We start from the raw sequence: 24,023 nt of genomic DNA, 5'->3' as shown, positions 1-24,023 counted from the left end.
CCGACCACCCTCTGCCACCAACCCCAACACCCCGGCCGCACGACCCCCGAAGTCTCGCGATCACGGGCCGCCGCACCTGCCGCACAGCGGGCCCCGTCGGGCCTTGGGCCGCGGATGCGGGCGCACCGACATCAGCCGCCCCCGCAACCACGCAACAACCCCGACCGTCGCGATCGCGACCGAAGGCAGGTTCGAGCGAAGCGAGAACCTGATCGCGCAGCGAGCCGCTAGGCGAGTCGGATGCGATGCAGCGATCGCACGTGTTTTTCGACGATGGAGGGCCCTCTAGGGCCCGAAGGAGGAGAAAAATACAATCAATGCGCAGCGTCCTGCCAGGTCCGGCCGGTGCCCATGGAGACGCTCAGGGGGGCGCGGAGTTCGTAGGCGCCGGCCATCTCGGTGCTGACGAGGGTCTTCAGGGTGTCGAGTTCTCCGCGGGCCACTTCGAAGACGAGTTCGTCGTGGACCTGGAGGAGCATCCGGGACGCGAGGCCGGCGGCGCGGAGGGCGCGGTCGACGTTCAGGCTGGCGACCTTGATGATGTCGGCGGCGGAGCCCTGGATGGGGGCGTTGAGGGCCATCCGCTCGGCCATCTCGCGGCGCTGGCGGTTGTCGGAGTTGAGGTCGGGCAGGTAGCGGCGGCGGCCGAGGATGGTCTGGGTGTAGCCGTCCTGGCGGGCCTTGCCGACGATGTCGCGCAGGTAGTCGCGGACGCCGCCGAACTGCTCGAAGTACTCCTCCATGAGGCCGCGCGCCTCGTCCGGGGAGATCCGCAGCTGCTGGGAGAGGCCGTAGGCGGACAGGCCGTAGGCGAGGCCGTAGTTCATGGCCTTGATGCGGGCGCGGAGCTCGGAGTCGATCTGCTCGGGCGGCAGCCCGAAGACGCGGGACGCGGTGATGGTGTGGAAGTCGGCGCCGGAGCCGAACGCCTCCAGGAGCGCCTCGTCCTCGGAGAGGTGCGCCATGATGCGCAGTTCGATCTGCGAGTAGTCGGCGGTGAGGAGGGACTCGTAGGGCTCGCCGACGACGAACGCCTCGCGGATCTGGCGGCCCTCGGCGGTGCGGATCGGGATGTTCTGCAGGTTCGGGTCGGTGGAGGAGAGCCGTCCGGTCGCGGCGATCATCTGGTTGAACGTGGTGTGGATGCGGCCGGCGTCGTCGAGCATCGGGATGAGCGAGTCGACGATGCTCTTGAGCTTGGCGACCTCGCGCCAGCGGAGGATGTGCTCCAGGACGGGGTGGCCCTCCTTCTCCAGGAGGGTCGTGAGCGCCTCGGAGTCGGTGGTGTAGCCGGTCTTGGTGCGCTTGGTCTTGGGCAGGTTCAGCTCGTCGAACAGCACCTGCTGGACCTGCTTGGGCGAGCCCAGGTTGAACTCGCGGCCGACCGCGTTGTGGGCCTGCTGCTCCTGCTCCTTGACCTGGCCGCCGAGGGACGCCGACAGGTGCGCCAGATGGTCGGCGTCCACGGCGATGCCCGCGCGCTCCATGTCGGCCAGGACGCCGACGAGCGGCAGTTCCACTTCGTGCAGCAGGCGGGTGGCGCCGCGCTTCTCGAGGTCCTGGTCGAGGATGTCGGCCAGTTCGGTGACGGCGCGCGCGCGGACCGCGAGGGCCTCGGCGGCCTCCACCTCGCCGGAGCCGTCCAGGGTGAGCTGGCCCGAGTCCTCGGTCTCGCTGCGCAGTTCGCGGTGCAGGTAGCGCAGCACGAGGTCGGCGAGGTCGAACGTCCGCTGACCGGGGAGGGCGAGGTAGGCGGCGAGCGCGGTGTCGCTGGTGACGCCCTCCAGCCGCATGCCGCGCGCGGCGAACGCCAGCATCGGGCCCTTGGCCTCGTGGATCGCCTTCGGGCGCGCCCGGTCGGCTAGGTAGGCGGCGAGGGCGCGCTCGTCGTCCTCGATCAGCTCGGCCGGGTCGAGGTGGACGGCCGGGCCCTTCTTGGACGCGAGGGCCAGCGCGGTGATCTCGCCGGTGCCGCGGCCCCACGTGCCGGTGACGGCGATGCCGAGCCGGTCGGCGGCGTTGGCCTCCAGCCAGGCGCCGAGCGCGCCGGGCTCCAGGGTGCCGAGGTCGACCTCGAAGCCCTCGTCGGCCTCCGGCTCGGCGGCCGACAGCGACGCGTAGAGCCGCTCGCGCAGGACGCGGAACTGCAGCGAGTCGAACAGGGTGTGGATCTCATCGCGGTCCCACTGGCCCATCGACAGCTGCGGCGGCGTCAGCTCCAGGCCGACCTCGGTGTCGAGCTTGTTGAGCTGCTGGTTGCGCAGCACCCCGGCGAGGTGCTCGCGCAGGTTGTCGCCGGCCTTGCCCTTGATCTCGCCGACCCGGGCGACGAGGGTGTCGAGGTCGCCGTACTTGGTGAGCCACTTCGCGGCGGTCTTCGGGCCGACGCCGGGCACGCCGGGCAGGTTGTCGCTGCTCTCCCCGACCAGCGCGGCCAGCTCCCGGTACCGCTCGGGCGGGACGCCGTACTTGGCCTCGACGGCGGCCGGGTCCATCCGGGCGAGCTCCGACACGCCGCGCACCGGGTACAGGACGGTGACGTGCTCGTTGACGAGCTGGAACGCGTCCCGGTCGCCGGTGACGATCAGCGTGTCCAGCCCGGACTCGGCGGCCTGGACCGACAGCGTGGCGATGATGTCGTCGGCCTCGAACCCCGCGACCGACATCCGCGGGATGCGCAGGGCGTCCAGCACCTCGAAGATCAGGCTGACCTGGCTGCGGAACTCGTCGGGGGTCTTCTGCCGCCCCGCCTTGTACTCCACGTACTGCTCGTGCCGGAACGTCGGCTCCGACCGGTCGAACGCCACCGCGATGTGGGACGGCTGCTCGTCGCGCAGCACGTTGATGAGCATCGAGGTGAAGCCGTACACGGCGTTGGTCGGCTGCCCGTCGGTGGTGGAGAAGTTCTCCACGGGCAGCGCGAAGAACGCCCGGTAGGCCAGGGAGTGCCCGTCGAGCAGGAGGAGCCGGTCACGCTTGTCAGGGGTCGCTGGTGTCGTCGCCACACGAGGACTCTAGTCTGCGCGTACGACAGTTGTGTGGAGGCGTAAGTGACTGACACCAGCGGGATGTCCCCGCAGGAAGTGGCCGCGAGGCTCGGCTCCGGCGAGGAGTTCGACGGGCACGGCGACCTGGCCAAGGCCATGGGCGTGGAGTACCTGGAGGTGTCGGCCGAGCGCGTCGTGGGCCGCATGCCGGTCAAGGGCAACACCCAGCCGTACGGGCTCCTGCACGGCGGCGCCTCCTGCGTCCTCGCCGAGACCCTCGGCTCCGCCGGGTCGGCGATGCACGCCGGTCCGGGCCGGATCGCCGTCGGCATCGAGATCAACGCCACCCACCACCGGTCCGCGACCGAGGGGTACGTGACGGGCGTGGCGACGCGCGCGCACGGCGGGCGCACCCTCGCCACCTACGACATCGTCATCACCGACGAGCAGGACCGGCGGGTCTGCACCGCCAGGCTCACCTGCATGCTGCGGGACGCCCCCTCCGGCGGCTGACGCGGCGGCCCGCCGTTCCGCCGGCCGGTCCCGCGCGATCCGCGCTTTCTTTGCGATGCGCGGCCCGGGGTCTGTAGCGTGGATCGGAACGGCCCGGGATCACCGAGTAGACAACGTACGCGCCCGGGGAAGGTTCGTACGGCCCCAAAGGTGATCCCGGGTCAACGCATGTCCGGGCACTCCCCGGCCCAGGGCCGACACCGGTGTAGATCCGTCACCGGTTGCGGTTGGGTTGCGAAAGGGGATCGCCGGTTCATCCCGTCCCCGATCGGCCGTACGTTCCGGATCATGCGCCACCGTGACACGCGCACCCGTCCGCCCGCCGCGCTCGCCCTCGCCGCCGCCCTGCTGCTCGCGGGCTGCTCCGGCTCCGGCGCGGCCGCCACGTACGAGATCCCCGCCGAGAAGGCCCGCGGCGGCGAGTCCGTCCTGCAGGGCAGGACCGGGCAGAGCGCCGACATGCGCTTCACCGTCATCGGCCTCAGCGACGCCATGACGGACGTCATGGGCACCCACGCCGCGATGGACGCCAAGGGCGCCTTCACCCGCGTCCGGGTCCTGGCGGTCAACACCGGCCGCGACATCCAGGTCTTCGACACCTGGAAGCAGCGCCTCGTCGCCACCGACGGGCGCGCCTATTCCCCCGACGTCAACGCCACCATGATCAAACGGCAGCCGGAGCGGATCTCCGTCGGAGCGTCGATGCGCGTCGAGTTCGACCTGTGGTTCGACATCCCGCGCGGCGCCCGGGCGAAGGCGGTCCGGCTCATCGGCTCCCCGCCGGTCGGCTCGGTCAGCGACCCCGCCCCCGCCGAGATCGCACTCCGCTGACGCGTCCCGGCCCGGACGCGGAAGCGCCCGCCGGGCCGGACGAACCGGACCCGGCGGGCGCGACGCCGCGGAACGAGTACCGCTACTTGCTCTCCCCCGCGCCGTCCGCCGGCTCGGCGGACCCCGCGGACCCCGCCGCTTCCGCGGACTCGGCGGGCTCGGCCTTCTCGGCGGGCTCGCCCTGCTCGGCGGCGGCCTCGGCCAGGTCGCCGCCCAGGTAGGCCGCGCGGACCTGCGGGTCGTCGAGGAGCTCCGCCGCCGGCGCCGACTTCACCACGCGGCCCGTCTCCAGCACGTACGCGCGGTGCGCGATCTGGAGGGCCTGCTGGGCGTTCTGCTCCACGAGCAGCACCGTCGTGCCGCGCCGGTTGATCTCCTCGATGATCGAGAAGATCTGCTGCACCAGCATCGGCGCGAGCCCCATGGACGGCTCGTCCAGCAGCAGCACCTTCGGCCTGGCCATCAGCGCCCGCCCGATGGCGAGCATCTGCTGCTCGCCGCCGGACATCGTGCCGCCCGCCTGCGACTTGCGCTCGGCGAGCCGCGGGAACAGCTCGTAGGCCTCCGCCAGCTCCTTCGAGACGTCGTCGTTGCGGGAGTAGGCGCCCATGAGGAGGTTGTCCTCGACGGTCATGCCGGGGAAGATGCCGCGCCCCTCGGGCGCCTGCCCGATCCCGGCCGTCACCCGCTTGTGGCCCGGCATCTTGCTGATGTCCGCGCCGTCGAACCGGATCGCGCCGGACGTCAGGTTCCGCAGACCCGAGATCGTCTTCAGGGTCGTCGTCTTCCCGGCGCCGTTCGCGCCGATCAGCGTGACGATCTCGCCCTGGTCGACGGACACCGAGATGCCCTTGAGCGCCGCGATCTTTCCGTAGTGGACGTGAATGTCGTCGATCTCAAGAAGCATCGGCCGGAGCCCCCAGATACGCCTCGATCACCCGCGGGTCGTTCTGCACCTCGGCCGGCAGGCCGTCGGCGATCTTCTGCCCGAAGTCGAGCACCGCGACCCGGTCGCTGATCCCCATCACCAGGCTCATGTCGTGCTCGATGAGCAGGACCGTCACCCCGGTGTCGCGGATCCTGCGGATCAGGTCCTGCAGCGCGACCTTCTCCGCCGGGTTCATGCCCGCCGCCGGCTCGTCCAGCAGCAGCAGCTTCGGCTTGGTGGCCAACGCGCGGGCGATCTCCAGCCGCCGCTGGTCGCCGTACGGCAGGTTCTTCGCGGCCTCCTCGGCCCGGTGCGAGATCCCCACCAGCTCCAGCAGCTCGCTCGCGAGCTCCCGGCCCCGCCGCTCCTCGCGGTGGAACCAGGGCAGCCCCAGCGCGGCGCCGGCCAGGCCCGTCCGGTGGTGCGCGTCCGCGCCCACCAGGACGTTCTCCAGCGCGGTCATGTTGTGGAACAGCCGCACGTTCTGGAACGTCCGGGCGACGCCGAGCTTCGTCACCACGTAGCGCTTCTTGCCGTCGATGCGCTTGCCGTCGAACACGACCGAGCCCTCCGACGGCCGGTAGACGCCGGTGGTCACGTTGAACACCGTCGTCTTGCCGGCGCCGTTCGGGCCGATCAGCGCGAAGATCTCACCCTCGCGGATGGTGATCTGCACCTTGTTGAGCGCCACGACGCCGCCGAACCGCATGACGACGTCCCGCAGCTCCAGGACCGGCCTGCGCTCGTCCGTCCCGCTCACTTGCCCACCTCCGCGGCCTCGGACTGTCCCGGCCCGGCGACCTCGGCGCCCATCGCGCCCATGCCGCCGCCGCCCTCCTCCAGTTCGGCCTTGCGCCGCCGCGAGGGCCACAGCCCCTCCGGACGGAAGATCATCATCAGCACGAGCGCGCCGCCGAAGATCAGCATGCGGTACTCGTCCAGGAAGCGGAACCGCTCGGGCAGCCACGCCACCACGAACGCGCCGAGGATCGCGCCCGGGATGTTGCCCGAGCCGCCCAGCACGACCGCCGCCAGGATCAGCGCCGACACGATGAACTCGAAGTTCGCCGGCAGGATCGACGTCTGCTTCGCGGCGAACACCACGCCGCCGCTGCCGCCGATCGCCGCGCCGATCGCGAACGCCGCCAGCTTGAACTTGAACGTCGGGACGCCCATCAGCTCGGCCGCGTCCTCGTCCTCGCGGATCGACGCCCACGCCCGGCCGACGCGCGAGGCGTCCAGCCGCCGGACGAAGATGATCGCGATGATGATGAACAGCAGCAGCAGGTAGTAGTACGGCCGCGTGTCCAGCAGCCCGTACTTCAGCGGCTGCACGCCGAAGATCTCGAACTCCGACAGCGTCGGCGGGTGCGGGATGCCCTGCACGCCGCGCGGGCCGTTCACGAACGAGCTGTTGTTCGCCGTCCGCTTGACGATCTCACCGAAGCCGAGCGTCACGATCGCCAGGTAGTCGCCGCGCAGCCGCAGCGTCGGCGCACCGAGGATCACGCCCGCCAGCGCGGAGAACAGGATCGCGAGGACGAGCGTCTCCCAGAAGCTCCAGTGGTACCGCACCGCGAAGATCGCGATGGTGTAGCCGCCGACCGCGTAGAACGCCACGTAGCCGAGGTCCAGGAGGCCCGCCATGCCGACGACCACGTTGAGGCCGAGGGCCAGCAGCACGTAGATCGCGATCTGGTCGCTGAGCATCGACGGCCAGCTGGCGCCGCTCGGCGCCATGAAGCTGCCGATCGCCTCGCTCGGCAGGAAGATCGCGCCGACGATGAGCAGGATGTACACGGCCCAGCGCTGCCAGCCGGGGGCGCCCGCCCACCAGTCGCGCAGCGGGTCGAGGGACAGGCCGGAAACGCGCCGGCCCGATGTGCCGTTGGTCTTCTTCGTAAGGTTCATGCGCGCGCCTGCTGGAGGGACTCACCGAGGATGCCGGTGGGACGGAACATCAGGACCAGGATCAGCACGGTGAACGCGACCACGTCCCGCCACTGCGAGCCGAACAGGCTGGAACCGTACATCTCCAGCAGCCCGAGCACGAAGCCGCCGGCCAGGGCGCCGCGGATGTTGCCGATCCCGCCGAGGACCGCCGCCGTGAACGCCTTGATGCCGAGCAGGAAGCCGACGAAGTAGTTCGTCTGCTCGAAGCGCAGGAAGTACAGCGCCGCCGCGACGCCCGCCATGACGCCGCCGACCACGAACGTCACCGACACGACCCGGTCGATGTTGACGCCCATCAGCACGGCCGTCTCCGGGTCCTGCGCGGTCGAGCGGATGCCGCGGCCGAGCTTCGACCGGTTCACGAACTGGTCGAGCGCGATCATCATCAGCACCGCGCCGACGAAGATGATCAGCTTGTCGTTGCTGATCTGGATCGGCCCGAAGTCCACCACGTTCGTCAGCTGCTTGAAGTGCTCGTCGACCGGGAGCCGGCCGCCCTCCTCGGAGGTCCCGAACACCCGGTGCACGACCACCGTCGCGAACAGCTGCTGGATGAAGATCGATGCCCCGATGGCCGAGATCAGCGCCGCGAGTCTGGACGCCCCCCGTTTGCGGAGCGGCCGGTACGCCGTCACCTCCAGGAGCATGGCGCTGCCGGCGGTGACCGCGCCGGCCACCACCGCGGTGAGCGCCACCACCCCCACCAGGGCGATGCCGCCCACGGTGCCGACGCCCAGCGAACGCACCGTCCACAGGGCCGCGAAGGTACCGACCATGAAGATGTCGGCATGCGCGAAGTTGATCAGCCTCAGCACGCCGTAGACCATCGTGTACCCGAGCGCCAGCAGCGCGTAGATCGCGCCGAGCGCCAGGCCGTCGATGGTCGACGGCCAGAATTGATTGATGAAGTCGTCGAGCACCTTTGGGTCGCCTTAAATCGAAGAAGGAGCGGGAGCGCTGTAGCGCTCCCGCTCCCGCGCCATCAGGGGGTCTCGTCAGGGGCGCTGGTGGCGCCTAGGAGACCTTCGCTTCGCTGGCCTTGCCGAGCAGCGGCAGCTTGTCGCCCTCCACCTCGTAGACGTAGATGTCCAGGGTGGCGAGCTCGCCGTTCTCGGCGAACTTGATCTGCTTGCCGACGCCCGCCACGTCGATGGACTTGAGGTAGTCGTTGATCTCCTCGGGCTTGGTCTTGCCGGCCTTCACGGCGTCCACGAACGCGGTCGCCGCGTCGTAGCCCTCCGTCGAGTAGATCGCGACCTCGGAGCCGAACTTCGCCTTGTAGTCGTCGGCGAACGTCTTGGCCTTCGGGTTGGTCTTACCGGTCGGGTCGATGAGGCAGCCGCAGCTGACCAGCGTGCCCTGGGCGTTCTTCTGGCCGGTGCCCTCGATGAGGCCGGTGGCGAGCGAGCCGTCGCCGGACATCATCTTGCCCTGGTAGCCGCCCTCGCGCAGCTGCTTGAACAGCCGGCCCGCGACCGCGTAGTAGCCGCCGAAGTACACGAAGTCGGGCTTGAACTCGTTGATCTTGTTGACGGTCGAGGAGTAGTCGGTGCCCTTGTCGTCGACCGCGTCGCTCTGCGTCTGGGCGCCCTTGGCCTTCACGGCCTTCTCGATGGCGTCCGCGAGGCCCTTGCCGTAGTCCTGGTTGTCGGAGACCAGGAAGACCTTCTTGGCGCCGGAGTTCATCACGAACTCGGCGACGCCGGCGCTCTGCGCGGCGTCGTCGGCCACCACGCGGTGCCAGAACTTCCAGCCCTTCTCGCCGAGCGTGATGTTCGTCGCCGACGGCGAGACACTCGGGATCTTGGCCTCTTCCAGGATCGGGCCCACGCTCTGCGACTCGCCCGAGAAGGCCGGGCCGATCAGGCCGGCGATCTTGTCGTTCTTGACCGCGCCCAGCGCCAGCGAGGTCGCCTGCTCCGGCTTGCCCTGGCTGTCGTAGGTCTTGAAGTTGATCTTGACCTTGGGGTTCGTGGCGTTGTACTGCTCGATCGCCAGCTGCGCGCCCTGCTTGGGCGGGATCACCAGGCCCGAGTTCTCACCGGTCAGGTCGCCCATGAACCCGATCGTGACCGAGTTTCCGTCACTGCCGGACTCGTTATCGTCGCCACCACACGCCACGGCGCTGAGCGCGAGCGCCGCGCTCACCGCCACCGCGCCGGTGATCCTCATCATGTTGCGCCGCAAGGTGCCCAACCTTTCCATCCGGATCCGGGAGGGGATCGGGTACGAGAACATGCCCCGACACCACCCTCGGCGAGGGAAATCGGTCAGTCGGGGACCAGCTATGTCGTACACCGTCGACCCACCCCAGAACAGGACCCCCGGATCGAAGGGTTACTCGTTCGTTACGCCGCTGTATCCATTCGACACCCGCACTTGCCAGGGACGATTACACTGAGTGACGATCACGGGCAGTCCACGGCCCATGGTTGGACCTTGACAGCGCACCGCCCGGGCGTCCCCCGGGACGTCAGCCCGCGGCGGGCTGGCCGCTCCCGCCGGACGCGCCCGCGACGACCGCCTCGGCGACGGCCCGCATCGTGAGCCGGCGGTCCATCGAGGTCTTCTGGATCCAGCGGAACGCCTCCGGCTCGGACCAGCCGTGCGCCTGCTGCAGCAGCCCCTTCGCGCGGTCGACGACCTTGCGGGTCTCCAGCCGCTCCTGCAGGCCCGCGACCTCCGCCTCCAGCGCCCGCAGCTCGGTGTACCGGCTCACGGCCATCTCGATCGCGGGCGCGAGGTCGGTCTTGGTGAACGGCTTGACGAGGTAGGCCATCGCCCCCGCCTCCGTCGCCCGCTGGACGAGCTCGCGCTGGGAGAACGCGGTGAGGATCACCACCGGCGCGATCCGCTCCGCGGAGATCCGCTCGGCCGCGGAGATCCCGTCCAGCACCGGCATCTTCACGTCCAGGATCACGAGGTCGGGCTTCAGCTCGCCGGCCAGCCGCACGGCGGTCTCCCCGTCCCCGGCCTCCCCGACGACCTCGTAGCCGTCCTCCTGAAGCATCTCCTTCAGGTCCAGCCGGATCAGGGCCTCGTCTTCCGCGATCACCACTCGCCGCGTGCTCTCCACGAGCAAGACCCTACCGAAACCCGCTACCCTGGTCCCCACGAGGGCACCCCACCGTCCCCCGGTCTCGCACCACACGCGAGAATGTCCAGATTATTCTGACAAATGCCCCGATAGCCCAATAGGCAGAGGCAATGTGCTCAAACCACATCAAGTGTGGGTTCGAATCCCACTCGGGGCACTTCTTCTAGATCCGGCGCGCGGGACCGCCCAGCCGCGCGGGCGAACCCGCGTCATCCGGCCGGGCGGCCCGGGGCCGGGCCGGCGGGGCATGCCGTCTGACGGGCATTTCGCGTCACGCGATTCGCGATTCGCAACCGGCCAGAGGCGAGACCTCCGCGCCAGGCCGTTCGTACCGTGCTCACGCTGCTCGACGCGCCCACGATGGTCGGCCGACGGATTTCCACGCCCGCCTCTTCGACTGCTTTCTCAGCAATGGCCGCATCGGTCCCGTGGGCGGACGGCAAAAGAACGGACGCCATTCGGAGCGTCCATGCCGATGCCCGGCCGGTCTCATCGAGCGGTGCGCGGCGGCGGCCGGTGACGTCCGGCCGGAGAACGGCGGTCCGGGGCGGGGCGGTGTTCGGAGTGAAGTGGAAATGAGATCCGGTGGTGATGCGTGCCCGGTGGGCAAGGTCGCGCCCGCGGAGCACGGACGCCCGGGTGGGGGCCGGGCACCGCGCGGGGTGCGTGTCGCGCGGTGCCCGGCGGGGTGGGTGGTCTCAGTGGTGGACGGCGATCGCGTCGCCGATGCTGTGGACGCGCAGGGCGTTGGTGGAGCCGGGGGTGCCGGGGGGCGAGCCGGCGACGACGACGACCTTGTCGCCCTTCTGGACGCGGCCCAGTTCGAGGAGGGCCTGCTCGACCTGGCCGAACATGGCGTCGGTGTGGTCGACCTGGGGGACGATGAACGTCTCGACGCCCCAGACGTGCGCGAGGCGGCCGCGGACGGCGGGGACGCTGGTGAAGGCCAGCAGCGGGATCGGCGAGCGGTAGCGGGACAGGCGGCGGGCGGTCTCGCCGGACATCGTGAAGGCGGCGAGGGCCTCGGCGCCGACGATGGCGCCGACCTCGGCGGCGGCGCGGGCGATGGCGCCGCCGACGGTCTCGGGCATGCGCTCCAGCGTGTGGGTGGCGTGCAGGACGGCCTGCTCGGCGGTCTGCACGATGCGGCTCATCGTGAGCACGGACTCGATCGGGTACTGGCCGACGCTCGTCTCGCCGGAGAGCATGACGGCGTCGGCGCCCTCGAAGACGGCGTTGGCGACGTCGGAGGTCTCGGCGCGGGTGGGGCGGGGCGCGGAGATCATGGATTCGAGCATCTGGGTGGCGACGATGACCGGGCGGGCCTTCTCGCGGCAGAGCTCGATGGCGCGCTTCTGGACGATCGGCACCTGCTCCAGGGGGAGCTCGACGCCGAGGTCGCCGCGGGCGACCATGATCCCGTCGAAGGCCGCGACGATCTCGGGCAGGCGCTCGACGGCCTGCGGCTTCTCGATCTTGCCGATGAGGGGGACGCGGACGCCCTCCTCCTCCATGATCTGGTAGCAGATGTCGGCGTCGGCGGGGGTCCGGACGAAGGACAGCGCGACGAGGTCGACGCCGAGGCGCAGGGCCCAGCGCAGGTCGGTCTCGTCCTTCTCGGTGAGGGCGGGGACGCTGACGGGGACGCCCGGCAGGTTCAGGCCCTTGTTGTCGGAGATCATGCCGCCGACGGTGACGGTCGTCCGGACGCGCGTGCCGTCGACGTCGACCACCTTGAGCGCCACGCGGCCGTCGTCGATGAGGACGGTGTCGCCGGGGCTGACGTCGCCCGGCAGGCCCTGGTAGGTGGTGGACACCTCGCGGCGGGTGCCGGGGACGTCGTCGGTGGTGATGGTGAACTCGTCGCCGAGCGTGAGGCGTACGGGCCCGTCGGGGAAGCGCCCGATGCGGATCTTGGGGCCCTGCAGGTCCGCGAGGATGCCGACGCCGCGCCCGGTGGCGTCGGCGGCCGCCCGGATCCGGTGGTAGACCTCCTCGTGGACGGCGTGCTCGCCGTGGCTCATGTTGAGGCGGGCGACGTCGATGCCGGCTTCGACGAGGGCGTTGATCTGCTCGGTGCTGGAGCAGGCGGGACCGATGGTGCTGACAATCTTCGCTCGACGGGTCACGTGCACAACCGTACTTAGTTACTGGTTGGTACGGATATTCGTGCAGGATATGGTCGCCCGCGGTTCACCGATTGGTCTAGGTCAGAGGTCTAGACCACATGTGGCCCCGGTCAGCGCTTGAACGCCTCGACGGCGGCCTGGCAGAACGCCTTGAGGTCGTCGGGCTTGCGGCTGCTGACGAGGACGTTGGGGCCGTCCTCGCAGATCTGGACCTCCTCGTCCACCCACGTGGCCCCGGCGTTGCGCAGGTCGGTCTGGAGGCTGGGCCAGGACGTCATCGTGCGCCCCCGGACGACGCCCGCCTCCACGAGCGTCCACGGGCCGTGGCAGATGACGGCGACGGGCTTGCCCGCGTCGAAGAACGACTTGGCGAACGCCACCGCGGCCGGGTCGGTGCGCAGGAAGTCGGGGTTGGCGACGCCGCCCGGCAGGACGAGCCCGCCGAACTCGGTGTGGTCGGACACGTTCACGGTGGTGTCGACGGGAAACGTGTCGCCCTTGTCCAGGTGGTTGAACGCCTGGAGCCGGCCCGACTGGGTGGAGACGAGGCGCGGGTTCCCGCCGGCCTGCTCGACGGCCGTCCAGGGTTCGGTGAGCTCGACCTGCTCGGTGCCCTCGGGGGCGCACAGGAAGGCGATGCTCGTGCCCTGAAGATCGTTCGACATGTTTTCTCCCGGTTTGCTCGCTTTCTCTGTGCCCCCTGCCCGGAAGGGCCGGTGGTATGCAGGAGGCATGAGTCACACCGTCCTCCAGCCCCCACCCACCACCAACCAAAGGACGAGCTCCGCTCGAACCGTCCTCCAGCCCCCACCCACCGCCGACCAGAGGACGAGCTCCGCTCGGCCCCTTTATGGCGAGTACCCGGCGGCGGGGCTGGCGTGCGCGTGGACCGCGGAGCTGCCGCACGGCGCCGAGCCGTTCGTCCAGCGCGTGGTGCCGGACGGCTGCGTGGACCTGATCTGGTCGGAGGCCGGGATCCTCGTGGCGGGGCCGGACACCGGGCCGATCCCGGCGACGATGCGGCCGGGCGAGGCGGTGGTGGCGGCGCGGTTCCGGCCGGGGACGGCGCCGCCGGTGCTGGGCGTCCCGGCGGACGCGATCCGGGACGGGCGCGTCCCCCTGCGGGACCTGTGGGGCGCGGACGCCGACCGGCTGGCGGAGGCCGTGGCGGGCGCAGACGACCGGCGCGCGGCGCTGGTCGCGGCGGTGCGGGAGCGGATGGGCCCGCCGGATCCGCTGGTCCCGGCGGTGGTCGCGGGGGTGGCCCGCGGCTCGGTGCGGGACGTGGCGGACGGGCTGGGCATCGGCGAGCGCCAGCTGCGGCGCCGGTCGCTGGCGGCGTTCGGGTACGGGCCGAAGACGCTGCAGCGGGTGCTGCGGTTCCAGCGGGCACTGCGCCTGGTGCGGGCGGGCGAGACGCGGGCCGCGGCGGCGTACGCGGCGGGCTACGCCGACCAGGCCCATTTCGCGAACGAGGTGCGGGACCTGGCCGGCGAGCCCGTCGGCAACCTGCTGTGAGTCAGGGCTTCAGCCTGCCGTAGGCGCGGAGCGTCAGCAGGCTTTCCACGGTGGTGAAGCCGCGCCATTCGGGCCGGGTGATGGGCGTCCAGCTGGGGAAGCCGATGTCCCAGCCGCCGTCCTCGCCCTGGGCGTCGATGAGGGCGTCGAGTCCCGCGTCGACGGCGTCATCGGTGAACAGGCGGCGGCCGTACCCGTCCGGACCGGGCGCGAAGTCGAGGACGTCCTGATGGTCGCTGTGCGCGGCGGACGCGAGGGCGTCCCGGACCCGGGCGAAGGCGGCCTCGGCGCGGTCGCGGTCGGGGACGTGGTCGAGGAACGTCAGGATGGCGAGGACGTCGTACGGCCCGGGTTCGGTGCCCGGGTCGTCCAGCCGGCGCCAGCAGAAGCCGGTGGCGGGCCCGAGCCAGGGATGGCGCGACCCGGCGCGGTGCAGCATGCCGGCGAGGGTGGCGGTGGGATTGATGCTCGCGGGCGGGTCGTCGGGCGTCTGCCACCAGGGCCCGTGCGGGGTGTCGCGGACGCTCGGCAGCACGAACGGCACTCCCCCGCCGTCCCGCGTGATGGACGCCAGGTAGTCGCCCACCCGCCCGACGGCCGGGTCGTCGTCCGCTCCGGCCTCGTGCAGGATCTGGAGGGCGTGCTGGGCGGGGACGGGCTGGCTGCCCTCCCCGCGCAGGTCGGGTTCGAGGGCGTGGCCGTAGCCGCCGTCGGGGTTGGCGTAGGCGCTCAGCGCGGCGAGGACGGGCGCGGCGGGGCCGCCGCGGAAGTGAAGCGCGAACCGGTGCCGGTCGATGAGGCGGGCGTTGTGCCGCATGAACTGCTCGGCACGGGCGAGGCCGGTGGCGTTCAGGACGTTCATGGAGTCCACGGTAGGGCGGCCGCTTCCGGCCGGTCTTGGAGGAAACGGACGTCCGGCCGATGGTGGGACGCGGGTGGGCCCGGCCACCCCAGCGGTGGGTGGCCGGGCCCCTGATGTCCCGCGTGCGGGGTGTGCGGGAGCGCGCGGCCCACCGCCGCCGTGCCGGGACGGTGCCGTCCGGGCCCGGCGCGTGAACCCTGGCGGGACCGTAGCCGACCTGCCCCCAAGACCACAAGGGCCCCCGGAGCGGGACCCGTCCCCCAGGTCACGGCCGTTCCCACCGGGCCCTCGGGTGTGGTCTGCTGTGCGTCATGAGTGATCCGCTTGACGAACGTGACATGGCCGGGGAGCCGCTGGCGGTGGTGGCGCGGGAGGCGGGGCCGTATCTGGAGAGCCTGCGCGACCGGCTCGTCCACGACGGGACGCAGGACGCGCTCCTGGACGAGCTCGACGGCCCGCTGCCCGCCGCGGGGGACGGCGCGGTGGCCGCGGTCGAGCGGCTGGTCCGGATCGGGACGCGGGCGGCGACGCACTCGTCCGGCCCGCGGTTCTTCCATTTCGTGGTGGGCGGGTCGACGCCGGCGGCGATGGCGGGCGACTGGACGGCGTCGCTGCTCGACCAGGCGGCCGGGCTGTGGCCGACGTCGCCGTTCGCGGCGCGCGCGGAGACGGCCGTGCTGCGGTGGCTGAAGGAGCTGTTCGGGCTGCCGGCGTCGTTCGGGGGCGTGCTGACCCCGAGCGCGACGCTCGCGCACGTGACCGGCCTGGCCTGCGCGCGCTACTGGTGGGCGGACGCTCACGGCGTCGACGTGACCTCGCGGGGGCTGGCGGGCCTGCCGGTCATGCCGGTGTTCAGCAGCGGGCTGGTGCACGTCAGCACCCGCAAGGCGCTGCAGATCCTCGGCTGCGGCCGGGACACGCTGCGCACGTTCGCCCGCGACGACGCCGGCCGCGTCGACCTCGGCGCGATGGACGCCGCGCTGGCGCGCACCGGCGGCCGGGCCGTGGTCGTGGCGAACCTCGGCGAGGTCAACACCGGCGACTCCGACCCGATCGACGACCTCGCCGACCTGGCCGAGCGGCACGGCGCGTGGCTCCACGTGGACGGCGCGTTCGGCATGTTCGCCGCGCTCAGCCCCCGGACCGCGCACCTCGCGCGCGGGGTCGAGCGGGCCGACTCGGTGACGGCGGACGGGCACAAGTGGCTGAACGTCCCGTACGAGAGCGGGTTCTCGTTCGTCCGGGACCGGGACTGGCTGAGCCGCGCGTTCGGTGCGTGGGGCGCGGCGTACCTGCCGGACGCCGACGACGAGCGGATCAACTACAACATGCTGGGCCCGGAGTCGTCCCGGCGGGCGCGGGCGCTGCCGATCTGGGCGACGCTGCGCGCCTACGGCCGCGACGGCTACCGCGAGATGGTGGAGCGCCACCTCGACGTGGCCGCCCACCTCGGGGACCTCGTCGAGGCGGCGCCCGACCTGGAACTGCTCGCCCCCGTCCAGCTGTGCATCGCGTGCTTCCGCTACCGCCCGGACGGCGTCCCCGAGGAGCGCTTGAACGACCTCAACGCGCGCCTGGGCGAGGCGCTCCTCGCGGACGGCCGCGTCTACGCGGGCACGAGCACCTACCGCGGCATGACGGTGTTCCGCCCGGCGCCCCTCAACTGGCGCACGACGAAGACCGACGTAGAACGCCTGGTGGACGTCCTCCGCGAACTCGGCGCCGCTCTGAAGGACTGACCGCGCAGGGGGTTGGAGGGGCGGTCTCGTCGAGTTCGTCGAAGGGCCGGCCCCGGCCCTGGAGGAGTGCTCTCCCCCAGGGCCTCCGCCGTGCCGTGCTCAGGCGATCGGGCGCGCCGTGGGCGGGATCGGGTAGGGCAGGTCGGTGCGGCCGGTGAGGTAGGCGTCGACGCCGCGGGCGGCGGCGCGTCCCTCGGCGATCGCCCAGACGATCAGGGACTGGCCGCGGCCCATGTCGCCGGCGACGAACACGCCGTCCACCGACGTCGCGTAGTCGCCGTCGCGGGCCACGTTGCCGCGCTGGTCGAGGTCCACGCCGAGCTGCTCCAGCAGGCCCTCGCGCTGCGGGCCGAGGAAGCCCATCGCCAGGGTGACGAGCTCGGCGGGGATCTCCCGCTCGGTGCCCTCGATCGGCGCGAACCGGGTCTCCGGGCCGCCGACCTCCACCAGCTTCAGCGCCCGGACGCCGCCGTCCGCGTCGCCGGCGAACTCGGTGGTGGACACCGCGTAGACACGGTCGCCGCCCTGGTCGGCGAGCTCCTCGTGGGCGCTCTCCATCTTGAACAGCATCGGGTACGTCGGCCACGGCTGGGCGTCCGGGCGGGCCTCCGGCGGCCGCGGCATGATCTCCAGCTGGGTGACGGACGCGGCGCCCTGCCGGATCGCGGTGCCGATGCAGTCGGCGCCGGTGTCGCCGCCGCCGATGACGACGACGTGCTTGCCCTTCGCCGAGATCGGCGACTCGTCGTAGTCGCCCTCCTGCACCTTGTTGGACGGCGGCAGGTACTCCATCGCCTGGTAGACGCCCTTGAGCTCGCGTCCCGGGACGGGCAGGTCGCGCCAGGCGGTGGCGCCGCCCGCGAGGACGACCGCGTCGTAGCGGTCGCGCAGCTCGTCGGCGGTGATGTCGACGCCGATGTTCACCGAGGTCTTGAAGGCGGTGCCCTCGGCGCGCATCTGGGCGAGGCGCCGGTCGAGGTGCCGCTTCTCCATCTTGAACTCGGGGATGCCGTAGCGCAGCAGGCCGCCGACGCGGTCGGCGCGCTCGTACACCGTGACGTCGTGCCCGGCGCGGGTGAGCTGCTGCGCGGCGGCGAGGCCCGCGGGCCCCGAGCCGACGACCGCGACCGTCTTGCCGGTCTTCACGGCGGGCGGCTGCGGCCGCACCCAGCCCTCCGCGAACGCCCGGTCGATGATCTCGACCTCCACCCGCTTGATCGTCACCGGCTCCTGGTTGATGCCGAGGACGCAGGCGCTCTCGCACGGGGCCGGGCACAGCCTCCCGGTGAACTCCGGGAAGTTGTTGGTGGCGTGCAGCCGCTCGACGGCCTCGTGCCAGTCCTTGCGGTAGACGAGGTCGTTCCACTCGGGGATGAGGTTGCCGAGCGGGCAGCCCTGGTGGCAGAACGGGATGCCGCAGTCCATGCAGCGGCTCGCCTGCTTCTCCAGGCGGTCGTTGCCGAAGTCCTCGTAGACCTCGGACCAGCTCCGGATCCGCACGTCGACCGGGCGGCGCTTCGGGAGCTCCCGCCGGACGGTCAGAAATCCCTTCGGGTCAGCCATTCGGGAAGTCCCCCTCTCTCAGCTCTGCGCGGCGGCCATGACGGCCTCGTCGACGTCGCGCCCCTCGGCCTCGGCCTTGGCCATGGCGTCCAGGACGCGGCGGTAGTCACGCGGCATGATCTTGGTGAAGCGGGTCGCGGCGGCGTCCCAGTCGTCCAGCAGCCGCCGGGCGACCTGCGAGCCGGTCTCGGCCAGGTGCCGCTCGACCAGTCCCCGGACGAACTCGGCGTCGCCGGGGTCGAGCGGTTCCAGGTCGACCATCTCGCCGTTGACCCGCTCGGGCACGAGGTCCAGGACGTAGGCGATGCCGCCGGACATCCCGGCCGCGAGGTTGCGCCCGGTCCGGCCGAGGATGACGGCGCGGCCGCCGGTCATGTACTCGCAGGCGTGGTCGCCGACGCCCTCGACGACGGCGGTCGCGCCGGAGTTGCGGACGCAGAACCGCTCCCCGACGATCCCGCGCGCAAACAGCTCACCGGACGTGGCGCCGTACAGGATGACGTTGCCGCCGATGATCTGCTCCTCGGCCGCGAACCCGGCGTCCGCCGGCGGCCGCAGGGTGAGGCGCCCGCCGGACAGGCCCTTGCCGACGTAGTCGTTGGCGTCGCCGACGAGCCGGAGCGTGATGCCGCGCGGCACGAACGCGCCGAACGAGTTGCCGGCCGACCCGGTGAAGGTGACATCGATGGTGCCGTCCGGCAGGCCGGCGCCGCCGTGCCGCTTCGTCAGCTCGTGGCCGAGCATGGTGCCGACCGTCCGGTTGACGTTGCGGATCGGCAGCTCCAGCTTCACCGCGTCGCCGAACGCGAGCGCGCCCTCTGCGAGCTGGATCAGCGTGTTGTCCAGGGCCTTCTCCAGCCCGTGGTCCTGCTCGGCGGTGCGCCGCAGCGACGCGCCGTCCGCCACCTCGGGGGCGTGCAGGATCGGGGTCAGGTCCAGGCCGGACGCCTTCCAGTGGTCGACGGCCTCGCGCATGTCGATCATGTCGACCTGGCCGATCGCCTCGTCCAGCGACCGGAACCCGAGGGCCGCCAGGTACTCGCGGACCTCCTCGGCGATGAACTCGAAGAAGTTCACCACGAACTCGGGCTTGCCGGAGAACCGCTGCCGCAGCACCGGGTTCTGGGTGGCGACGCCGACCGGGCAGGTGTCCAGGTGGCAGACCCGCATCATGATGCAGCCCGACACCACCAGCGGCGCGGTCGCGAAGCCGTACTCCTCGGCGCCGAGGAGCGCGGCGATGACGACGTCGCGGCCGGTCTTCATCTGCCCGTCGGTCTGCACGACGATGCGGTCGCGCAGCCCGTTCAGCAGCAGCGTCTGCTGCGTCTCGGCGAGGCCCAGCTCCCACGGCGCGCCGGCGTGCTTCAGCGACGTCAGCGGGGACGCGCCGGTGCCGCCGTCGTGCCCGGAGATCAGCACGACGTCCGCGTGCGCCTTGGAGACGCCCGCCGCGACCGTGCCGACCCCGACCTCGGCGACGAGCTTGACGTGCACGCGCGCCGCCGGGTTGGCGTTCTTCAGGTCGTGGATGAGCTGCGCCAGGTCCTCGATCGAGTAGATGTCGTGGTGCGGCGGCGGCGAGATGAGGCCGACGCCGGGCGTGGAGTGCCGGGTCTTGGCGATCCACGGGTACACCTTGTGGCCGGGCAGCTGGCCGCCCTCGCCGGGCTTGGCGCCCTGCGCCATCTTGATCTGGATGTCGTCGGAGTTGGTGAGGTACTCCGAGGTCACGCCGAACCGGCCGGACGCGACCTGCTTGATGGCGCTGCGCCGCAGGTCGCCGTTCTCGTCCGGGGTGAAGCGGGACGGGTCCTCGCCGCCCTCGCCGGTGTTGGACTTGCCGCCGAGGCGGTTCATCGCGATCGCGAGGGTCTCGTGCGCCTCCGCCGAGATGGAGCCGTAGGACATCGCACCGGTGGAGAACCGCTTGACGATCTCCGATACCGGCTCGACCTCCTCGATCGGCACCGGCTCCCGCTCGCCCTCCTTGAGCCTGAACAGCCCGCGCAGGGTCATCAGCTTCTCGGCCTGCGAGTCGACCTTGGAGGTGTACTCCTTGAAGATCTCGTAGCGGCGGGTGCGGGTGGCGTGCTGGAGCTTGAACACCGTGTCCGGGTTGAACAGGTGCGGCTCGCCCTCGCGGCGCCACTGGTACTCGCCGCCGACCTCCAGGGTGCGGTGCGCGAGCTCGTTGCCGCCCGGCGGGTAGGCGCGGGCGTGCCGCTGCGCGACCTCGCGGGCCAGCACGTCGAAGCCGACGCCGCCGAGCCGGGACGTGGTGCCGGTGAAGCAGCGGGACACGACGTCCGCGCCGAGGCCGATCGCCTCGAAGATCTGCGCGCCGGTGTAGGACGCGACCGTGGACACGCCCATCTTCGACATGACCTTCAGGACGCCCTTGCCGTACGCCTTCACCAGGTTCCGGACGGCCTCCCCCGGCGTCAGGCCCTCGATGACGCCGCCGCGGACGAGGTCCTCGACGGTCTCGATCGCCAGGTAGGGGTTGATCGCGGACGCGCCGTACCCGATGAGCAGCGCCATGTGGTGGCACTCGCGCGCCTCGCCCGTCTCGATCACCAGGCCCACCCGCGTCCGGGTCTTCTCCCGGATCAGGTGGTGGTGGACGGACCCGGTGAGCAGCAGCGACGGGATCGCGGCGCGGGCCGAGTCGGCGCCCCGGTCGGACAGGACGATGATGCGGGCGCCGGCGGAGATGGCCCGGCTCACCTCGGAGTTGATCTCCTCCAGGCGGGCCTCCAGGGCCTCTCCCCCGCCCGACACCTCGTACAGGCCCTGCACGACGTAGGCCTGCAGGTGCGGCAGCGACCCCTCGTCGTCGATGTGGATGATCTTGGAAAGCTCGTCGTTGTCCAGGATCGGGGTGGGCAGCACGAGCCGGCGGCACGAGTCCGGGCCGGGGTCGAGGAGGTTGCCCTCCGGGCCGAGCGTGGACTGCAGCGAGGTGACGAGCTCCTCGCGGATCGCGTCCAGCGGCGGGTTTGTGACCTGCGCGAACAGCTGCTTGAAGTAGTCGAACAGCAGCCGCGGGCGCTCCGACAGCACCGCGATCGGGGTGTCGGTGCCCATCGACCCGATCGGCTCGGCGCCGTTCTTCGCCATCGGCGTCAGGATGATCCGCTGCTCTTCGAGCGTGTAGCCGAACGTCTGCTGCCGCCTGACGAGCGTCTCGTGGGTCGGGATCTCCCGCTCGCGCCGCGGCAGCTCCTCGAACCGGACGAGGCCCTGGTGCAGCCACTGCGCGTACGGGTGCTCGGCGGCCAGCTCGGCCTTGACCTCGTCGTCCTCGACGATCCGCCCGGCGGCGGTGTCCACGAGGAAGATCTTGCCGGGCTGCAGCCGGCCCTTCCGGACGACCTCGGCGTCCGGGATGTCCAGCACGCCCGCCTCGCTGGCCAGCACGACCAGGCCGTCGCCGGTCACCCAGTACCGGCCGGGGCGCAGCCCGTTGCGGTCCAGGACGGCGCCGACGACGGTGCCGTCGGTGAAGCTGACGCTGGCCGGGCCGTCCCACGCCTCCATCAGGGTGGAGTGGAACTCGTAGAACGCGCGGCGGTCGGCGTCCATCTCGGCGTGGTTCTCCCACGCCTCCGGGATCATCATCAGCACCGCGTGCGGCAGCGACCGGCCGCCGAGGTGCAGCAGCTCCAGGCACTCGTCGAACGAGGCGGTGTCGGACGCCTCGATGTCGATCACCGGGTAGATCCGGGACAGCTCGCCCGGGATCAGGTCGGACTTCAGCAGCGCCTCGCGGGCCCGCATCCAGTTCCGGTTGCCCTTCACCGTGTTGATCTCGCCGTTGTGGGCGATGAACCGGTACGGGTGGGCCAGCTCCCAGGCGGGGAAGGTGTTGGTCGAGAACCGCGAGTGCACCAGGGCGATCGCGCTGGTGAAGCGGCGGTCCGACAGGTCGGGGAAGAACGGCTCCAGCTGCGGGGTCGTCAGCATCCCCTTGTACACGATCGTCCGGCTGGACAGGCTCGGGAAGTAGACCTGGACGTCCTGCTCGGCGCGCTCGCGCATGCAGAACACGACGCGGTCCAGTTCCAGGCCGGTCCTGCCCGCGTGCGGGCCCCCGGCGGCCGGGGTGACGAACAGCTGCGCGAAGTGCGGCATGACGCGGCGCGCGGCCGGGCCGGTGAAGCGGGGGTCGTGCGGCAGCTCCCGCCAGCCGAGGACCGTTAGGCCCTCCTCGACGCAGAGCGTCTCGACGTGGGCGATGGCGGCGGCGCGCTCGGCGCCGTCGGCCGGCAGGAACGCGATGCCGGCCGCGTAGGCGCCGGCATCGGGGAGCGGGAAGTCGCAGACCTCGCGGAAGAACGCGTCCGGGATCTGGACGAGGATGCCGACGCCGTCGCCGTCGTCCGGCTCCGCGCCCACCGCGCCGCGGTGGTCGAGGTTCTTCAGCACGGTCAGGGCGTTCTCGACGATGTCGTGGCTCTTGCGGCCGTGCATGTCGGCGACCATGCCGACACCGCAGGCGTCGTGCTCGTTGGCCGGATCGTACAGCCCCCGCGAATCAGGGCGGCCCTGTACGCGGGCAGCAGGTGTGAAGGCAGCCGAGGCCATCAACCCTCCCGTCGTCGTCTCGTGTCACTGTCTGATGTCAGTGCAGTCGTGGGACGACGTTGGCCCTGCTGCGGTGAGATGACATTACATCACTGTCGGGAACATGCCCGACTGCACCGGATCGCGAAACTTCTCGGTTGCGATCCGCCGTGCGTCATCTCGAAGTGGTTTAGACCAAGGGTAAGGGGGCGCTTGAACCGGGCCTCGCACCGGGCCTGGTGAGCATCATCACCGAGACGCGATGTTTACGGTGATCCGCCGGGATCTACCGGAAATTTCCCTAATCGGACGCAGGACCGGACGCGCGGGCGGCGCGGCCCAGCACCGCCGGGGACGTGCCGCCCTCGATCAGCAGCGACAGCAGCGTCTCGTCGGTCGCGTCGCCCTTGCCGTCCAGCCGCGCGGCCCACGACACGACGGCGAAATGGCCCATGGCGAGGCCGCGCGCCATGCCGAACCCGCGGCCGAAGTCGTCCAGCGGCGCCGGCGCCGGCAGCGGCAGGACGAAGCCCGCGCCGATCGTCTCCTCCAGCTTCGCGACGAACCGCTCCGCGTCCGCCGAGGAGTTCAGGTTGAACACGGCGACGGCCAGCCCGTAGCCGTTCTTGGTGTCGGAGTAGATACCCCGCGCGGCCTGCGTGCAGCCGCCCCTGCCGAGTTCGGCGCCGACGCTCCCGCCCCAGACGGCGGCGGCGCAGTCGGCGTCGAGCCGCTTGCCGCGCAGCTTGACCTTCGCCTTGCCGCCCGGGACCGCCAGCGTCGCCGCCTCCGCCGGGAACGCCTCCTCGGCCGTCAGCGGCTCCGGGTCGGCGCGGCGGGCGGTGATGCCGCCGTACGCCGAGGCCGACGGGGAACTGGAGTACGAGGTCGGCGAGGGACCGTTCCCGGCCGGCGTCCCGATCCTCGTGCCGGCCGCGTGCCCCGAGCCGCCGCCGTCCCCGCCGCGGAACGCGACCACGGCGCCGAGCCCGAGCAGCACGACCAGCCCCAGGACGGCCGCCGCGCCGAAGTACAGCTTCGGCCCGAGCCCGCCGGCCTCGGACGCCTTCCGCCCCCGGCCCGGCCGGCCGGGCTTCTTCGGGGAACCGGGCTTCTTCGCAACGCCTGGTTTCTTCGCCTTGCCGGGCTTCTTCGGCTTCCTGCCGCGCGGGCCGGAAGGCGGGGCGCCGTCGTACGCGTCCTCGTGCGGGGCGCCCTCGTACTGGGTCCTGTACTGGGCGTCCTCGTACTGGGCGTACTGCGCCTCGCCGTAAGGGCTCCCGCCGTAAGGGGCCTCGCCGTAGGAGGCCTCGTCGTACGGCGGGGCGGGCGGC

17 protein-coding genes and 1 tRNA gene are annotated in these 24,023 nt (G+C 71.5%); 5 read left to right on the top strand and 13 right to left on the bottom strand.

The annotated features are described in order from the left end of the window. Positions 1–314: 314 nt before the first annotated feature. The gene (gene polA, locus E1284_RS22815) at positions 315–3,005 is read right to left on the bottom strand and encodes a DNA polymerase I (protein WP_131942161.1); all 2,691 of its coding nucleotides are present in this window, start codon (positions 3,003–3,005) and stop codon (positions 315–317) included. A gap of 63 nt (positions 3,006–3,068) precedes the next feature. On the opposite strand from polA, the gene E1284_RS22810 reads away from it, so the two are divergent. Together E1284_RS22810 and E1284_RS22805 are read left to right on the top strand one after the other, a co-directional pair. Then, positions 3,069–3,500 carry a PaaI family thioesterase gene (locus E1284_RS22810; protein ID WP_131942165.1) on the top strand — a complete coding sequence of 144 codons (432 nt, stop codon included), beginning with the start codon at positions 3,069–3,071 and terminating at the stop codon, positions 3,498–3,500. Positions 3,501–3,788: 288 nt separating this feature from the next. Further along, complete coding sequence (locus E1284_RS22805) at positions 3,789–4,331, top strand: DUF4352 domain-containing protein (RefSeq protein WP_165965382.1); 543 nt, start codon at positions 3,789–3,791, stop codon at positions 4,329–4,331. Between the two features lie 82 nt (positions 4,332–4,413). On the opposite strand, the gene E1284_RS22800 is transcribed toward E1284_RS22805, so the two are convergent. The 6 genes from E1284_RS22800 to E1284_RS22775 form a co-directional block, all read right to left on the bottom strand. Further along, positions 4,414–5,238, bottom strand: a complete 825-nt coding sequence (locus E1284_RS22800; RefSeq protein ID WP_131942159.1) for an ABC transporter ATP-binding protein — start codon at positions 5,236–5,238, stop codon at positions 4,414–4,416. Next, positions 5,228–5,968 carry an ABC transporter ATP-binding protein gene (locus E1284_RS22795; protein ID WP_131942164.1) on the bottom strand — a complete coding sequence of 247 codons (741 nt, stop codon included), beginning with the start codon at positions 5,966–5,968 and terminating at the stop codon, positions 5,228–5,230. Before E1284_RS22795 ends, E1284_RS22800 begins: the two co-directional genes overlap by 11 nt. A 47-nt stretch (positions 5,969–6,015) precedes the next feature. Further along, the gene (locus E1284_RS22790) at positions 6,016–7,170 is read right to left on the bottom strand and encodes a branched-chain amino acid ABC transporter permease (RefSeq protein WP_131942158.1); all 1,155 of its coding nucleotides are present in this window, start codon (positions 7,168–7,170) and stop codon (positions 6,016–6,018) included. Beyond that, the gene (locus tag E1284_RS22785) at positions 7,167–8,132 is read right to left on the bottom strand and encodes a branched-chain amino acid ABC transporter permease (RefSeq protein WP_131942157.1); all 966 of its coding nucleotides are present in this window, start codon (positions 8,130–8,132) and stop codon (positions 7,167–7,169) included. Before E1284_RS22785 ends, E1284_RS22790 begins: the two co-directional genes overlap by 4 nt. 94 nt (positions 8,133–8,226) lie before the next feature. Then, complete coding sequence (locus tag E1284_RS22780) at positions 8,227–9,387, bottom strand: branched-chain amino acid ABC transporter substrate-binding protein (RefSeq protein ID WP_243714676.1); 1,161 nt, start codon at positions 9,385–9,387, stop codon at positions 8,227–8,229. Between the two features lie 298 nt (positions 9,388–9,685). After that, a complete protein-coding gene (locus tag E1284_RS22775) occupies positions 9,686–10,270 on the bottom strand; it encodes an ANTAR domain-containing response regulator (RefSeq protein ID WP_131942162.1) in 585 nt (194 codons plus the stop codon). A 122-nt stretch (positions 10,271–10,392) separates the two neighbouring features. Here E1284_RS22775 and E1284_RS22770 point away from each other — a divergent pair. Next, positions 10,393–10,466: transfer RNA gene (locus E1284_RS22770), tRNA-Leu, on the top strand. 541 nt (positions 10,467–11,007) lie between these two features. Here the strand turns inward: E1284_RS22770 and pyk are convergent. Further along, positions 11,008–12,438: a pyruvate kinase gene (gene pyk / locus E1284_RS22765; protein ID WP_131942156.1), complete on the bottom strand. Its 1,431-nt coding sequence runs from the start codon at positions 12,436–12,438 to the stop codon at positions 11,008–11,010. A gap of 110 nt (positions 12,439–12,548) precedes the next feature. Beyond that, positions 12,549–13,103 carry a type 1 glutamine amidotransferase domain-containing protein gene (locus E1284_RS22760; protein ID WP_131942155.1) on the bottom strand — a complete coding sequence of 185 codons (555 nt, stop codon included), beginning with the start codon at positions 13,101–13,103 and terminating at the stop codon, positions 12,549–12,551. Positions 13,104–13,170: 67 nt separating this feature from the next. Between E1284_RS22760 and E1284_RS22755 the strand changes: the two genes are divergently transcribed. Continuing rightward, positions 13,171–13,956 (top strand): DUF6597 domain-containing transcriptional factor, encoded by a 786-nt coding sequence (locus tag E1284_RS22755; protein WP_131942154.1) that lies wholly within the window; start codon positions 13,171–13,173, stop codon positions 13,954–13,956. Between the two features lies 1 nt (position 13,957). Here E1284_RS22755 and E1284_RS22750 read toward each other — a convergent pair whose 3' ends face one another. After that, positions 13,958–14,818, bottom strand: a complete 861-nt coding sequence (locus E1284_RS22750) for a hypothetical protein (RefSeq protein ID WP_131942153.1) — start codon at positions 14,816–14,818, stop codon at positions 13,958–13,960. A 311-nt stretch (positions 14,819–15,129) separates the two neighbouring features. Between E1284_RS22750 and E1284_RS22745 the strand changes: the two genes are divergently transcribed. Continuing rightward, the gene (locus E1284_RS22745) at positions 15,130–16,557 is read left to right on the top strand and encodes a pyridoxal phosphate-dependent decarboxylase family protein (RefSeq protein ID WP_131942152.1); all 1,428 of its coding nucleotides are present in this window, start codon (positions 15,130–15,132) and stop codon (positions 16,555–16,557) included. A 99-nt stretch (positions 16,558–16,656) separates the two neighbouring features. On the opposite strand, the gene E1284_RS22740 is transcribed toward E1284_RS22745, so the two are convergent. The 3 genes from E1284_RS22740 to E1284_RS41680 form a co-directional block, all read right to left on the bottom strand. Beyond that, positions 16,657–18,120: a glutamate synthase subunit beta gene (locus E1284_RS22740; RefSeq protein WP_131942151.1), complete on the bottom strand. Its 1,464-nt coding sequence runs from the start codon at positions 18,118–18,120 to the stop codon at positions 16,657–16,659. Between the two features lie 18 nt (positions 18,121–18,138). Continuing rightward, entirely contained in the window at positions 18,139–22,710 is a 4,572-nt protein-coding gene (gltB, locus tag E1284_RS22735; protein WP_131942150.1) for a glutamate synthase large subunit, read from the bottom strand. Positions 22,711–22,990: 280 nt separating this feature from the next. Continuing rightward, on the bottom strand, positions 22,991–24,023 hold a 1,033-nt coding region (locus E1284_RS41680; protein ID WP_165965381.1), incomplete at its 5' end, for a hypothetical protein.

Source organism: Actinomadura bangladeshensis, assembly GCF_004348335.1.
GTDB classification, from domain to species: domain Bacteria; phylum Actinomycetota; class Actinomycetes; order Streptosporangiales; family Streptosporangiaceae; genus Spirillospora; species Spirillospora bangladeshensis.
This window is presented reverse-complemented; position numbering and strand designations above follow the sequence as displayed.

Coding starts and splice junctions, on each gene's coding strand:
- E1284_RS22810 (WP_131942165.1), top strand. CDS start 3,069: ATGTCCCCGCAGGAAGTGGCCGCGAGGCTCGGCTCCGGCGAGGAGTTC.
- E1284_RS22805 (WP_165965382.1), top strand. CDS start 3,789: ATGCGCCACCGTGACACGCGCACCCGTCCGCCCGCCGCGCTCGCCCTC.
- E1284_RS22800 (WP_131942159.1), bottom strand. CDS start 5,238: ATGCTTCTTGAGATCGACGACATTCACGTCCACTACGGAAAGATCGCG.
- E1284_RS22795 (WP_131942164.1), bottom strand. CDS start 5,968: ATGCGGTTCGGCGGCGTCGTGGCGCTCAACAAGGTGCAGATCACCATC.
- E1284_RS22790 (WP_131942158.1), bottom strand. CDS start 7,170: ATGAACCTTACGAAGAAGACCAACGGCACATCGGGCCGGCGCGTTTCC.
- E1284_RS22780 (WP_243714676.1), bottom strand. CDS start 9,387: ATGATGAGGATCACCGGCGCGGTGGCGGTGAGCGCGGCGCTCGCGCTC.
- E1284_RS22760 (WP_131942155.1), bottom strand. CDS start 13,103: ATGTCGAACGATCTTCAGGGCACGAGCATCGCCTTCCTGTGCGCCCCC.
- E1284_RS22755 (WP_131942154.1), top strand. CDS start 13,171: ATGAGTCACACCGTCCTCCAGCCCCCACCCACCACCAACCAAAGGACG.
- E1284_RS22750 (WP_131942153.1), bottom strand. CDS start 14,818: ATGAACGTCCTGAACGCCACCGGCCTCGCCCGTGCCGAGCAGTTCATG.
- E1284_RS22745 (WP_131942152.1), top strand. CDS start 15,130: ATGAGTGATCCGCTTGACGAACGTGACATGGCCGGGGAGCCGCTGGCG.
- E1284_RS22740 (WP_131942151.1), bottom strand. CDS start 18,120: ATGGCTGACCCGAAGGGATTTCTGACCGTCCGGCGGGAGCTCCCGAAG.
- gltB (WP_131942150.1), bottom strand. CDS start 22,710: ATGGCCTCGGCTGCCTTCACACCTGCTGCCCGCGTACAGGGCCGCCCT.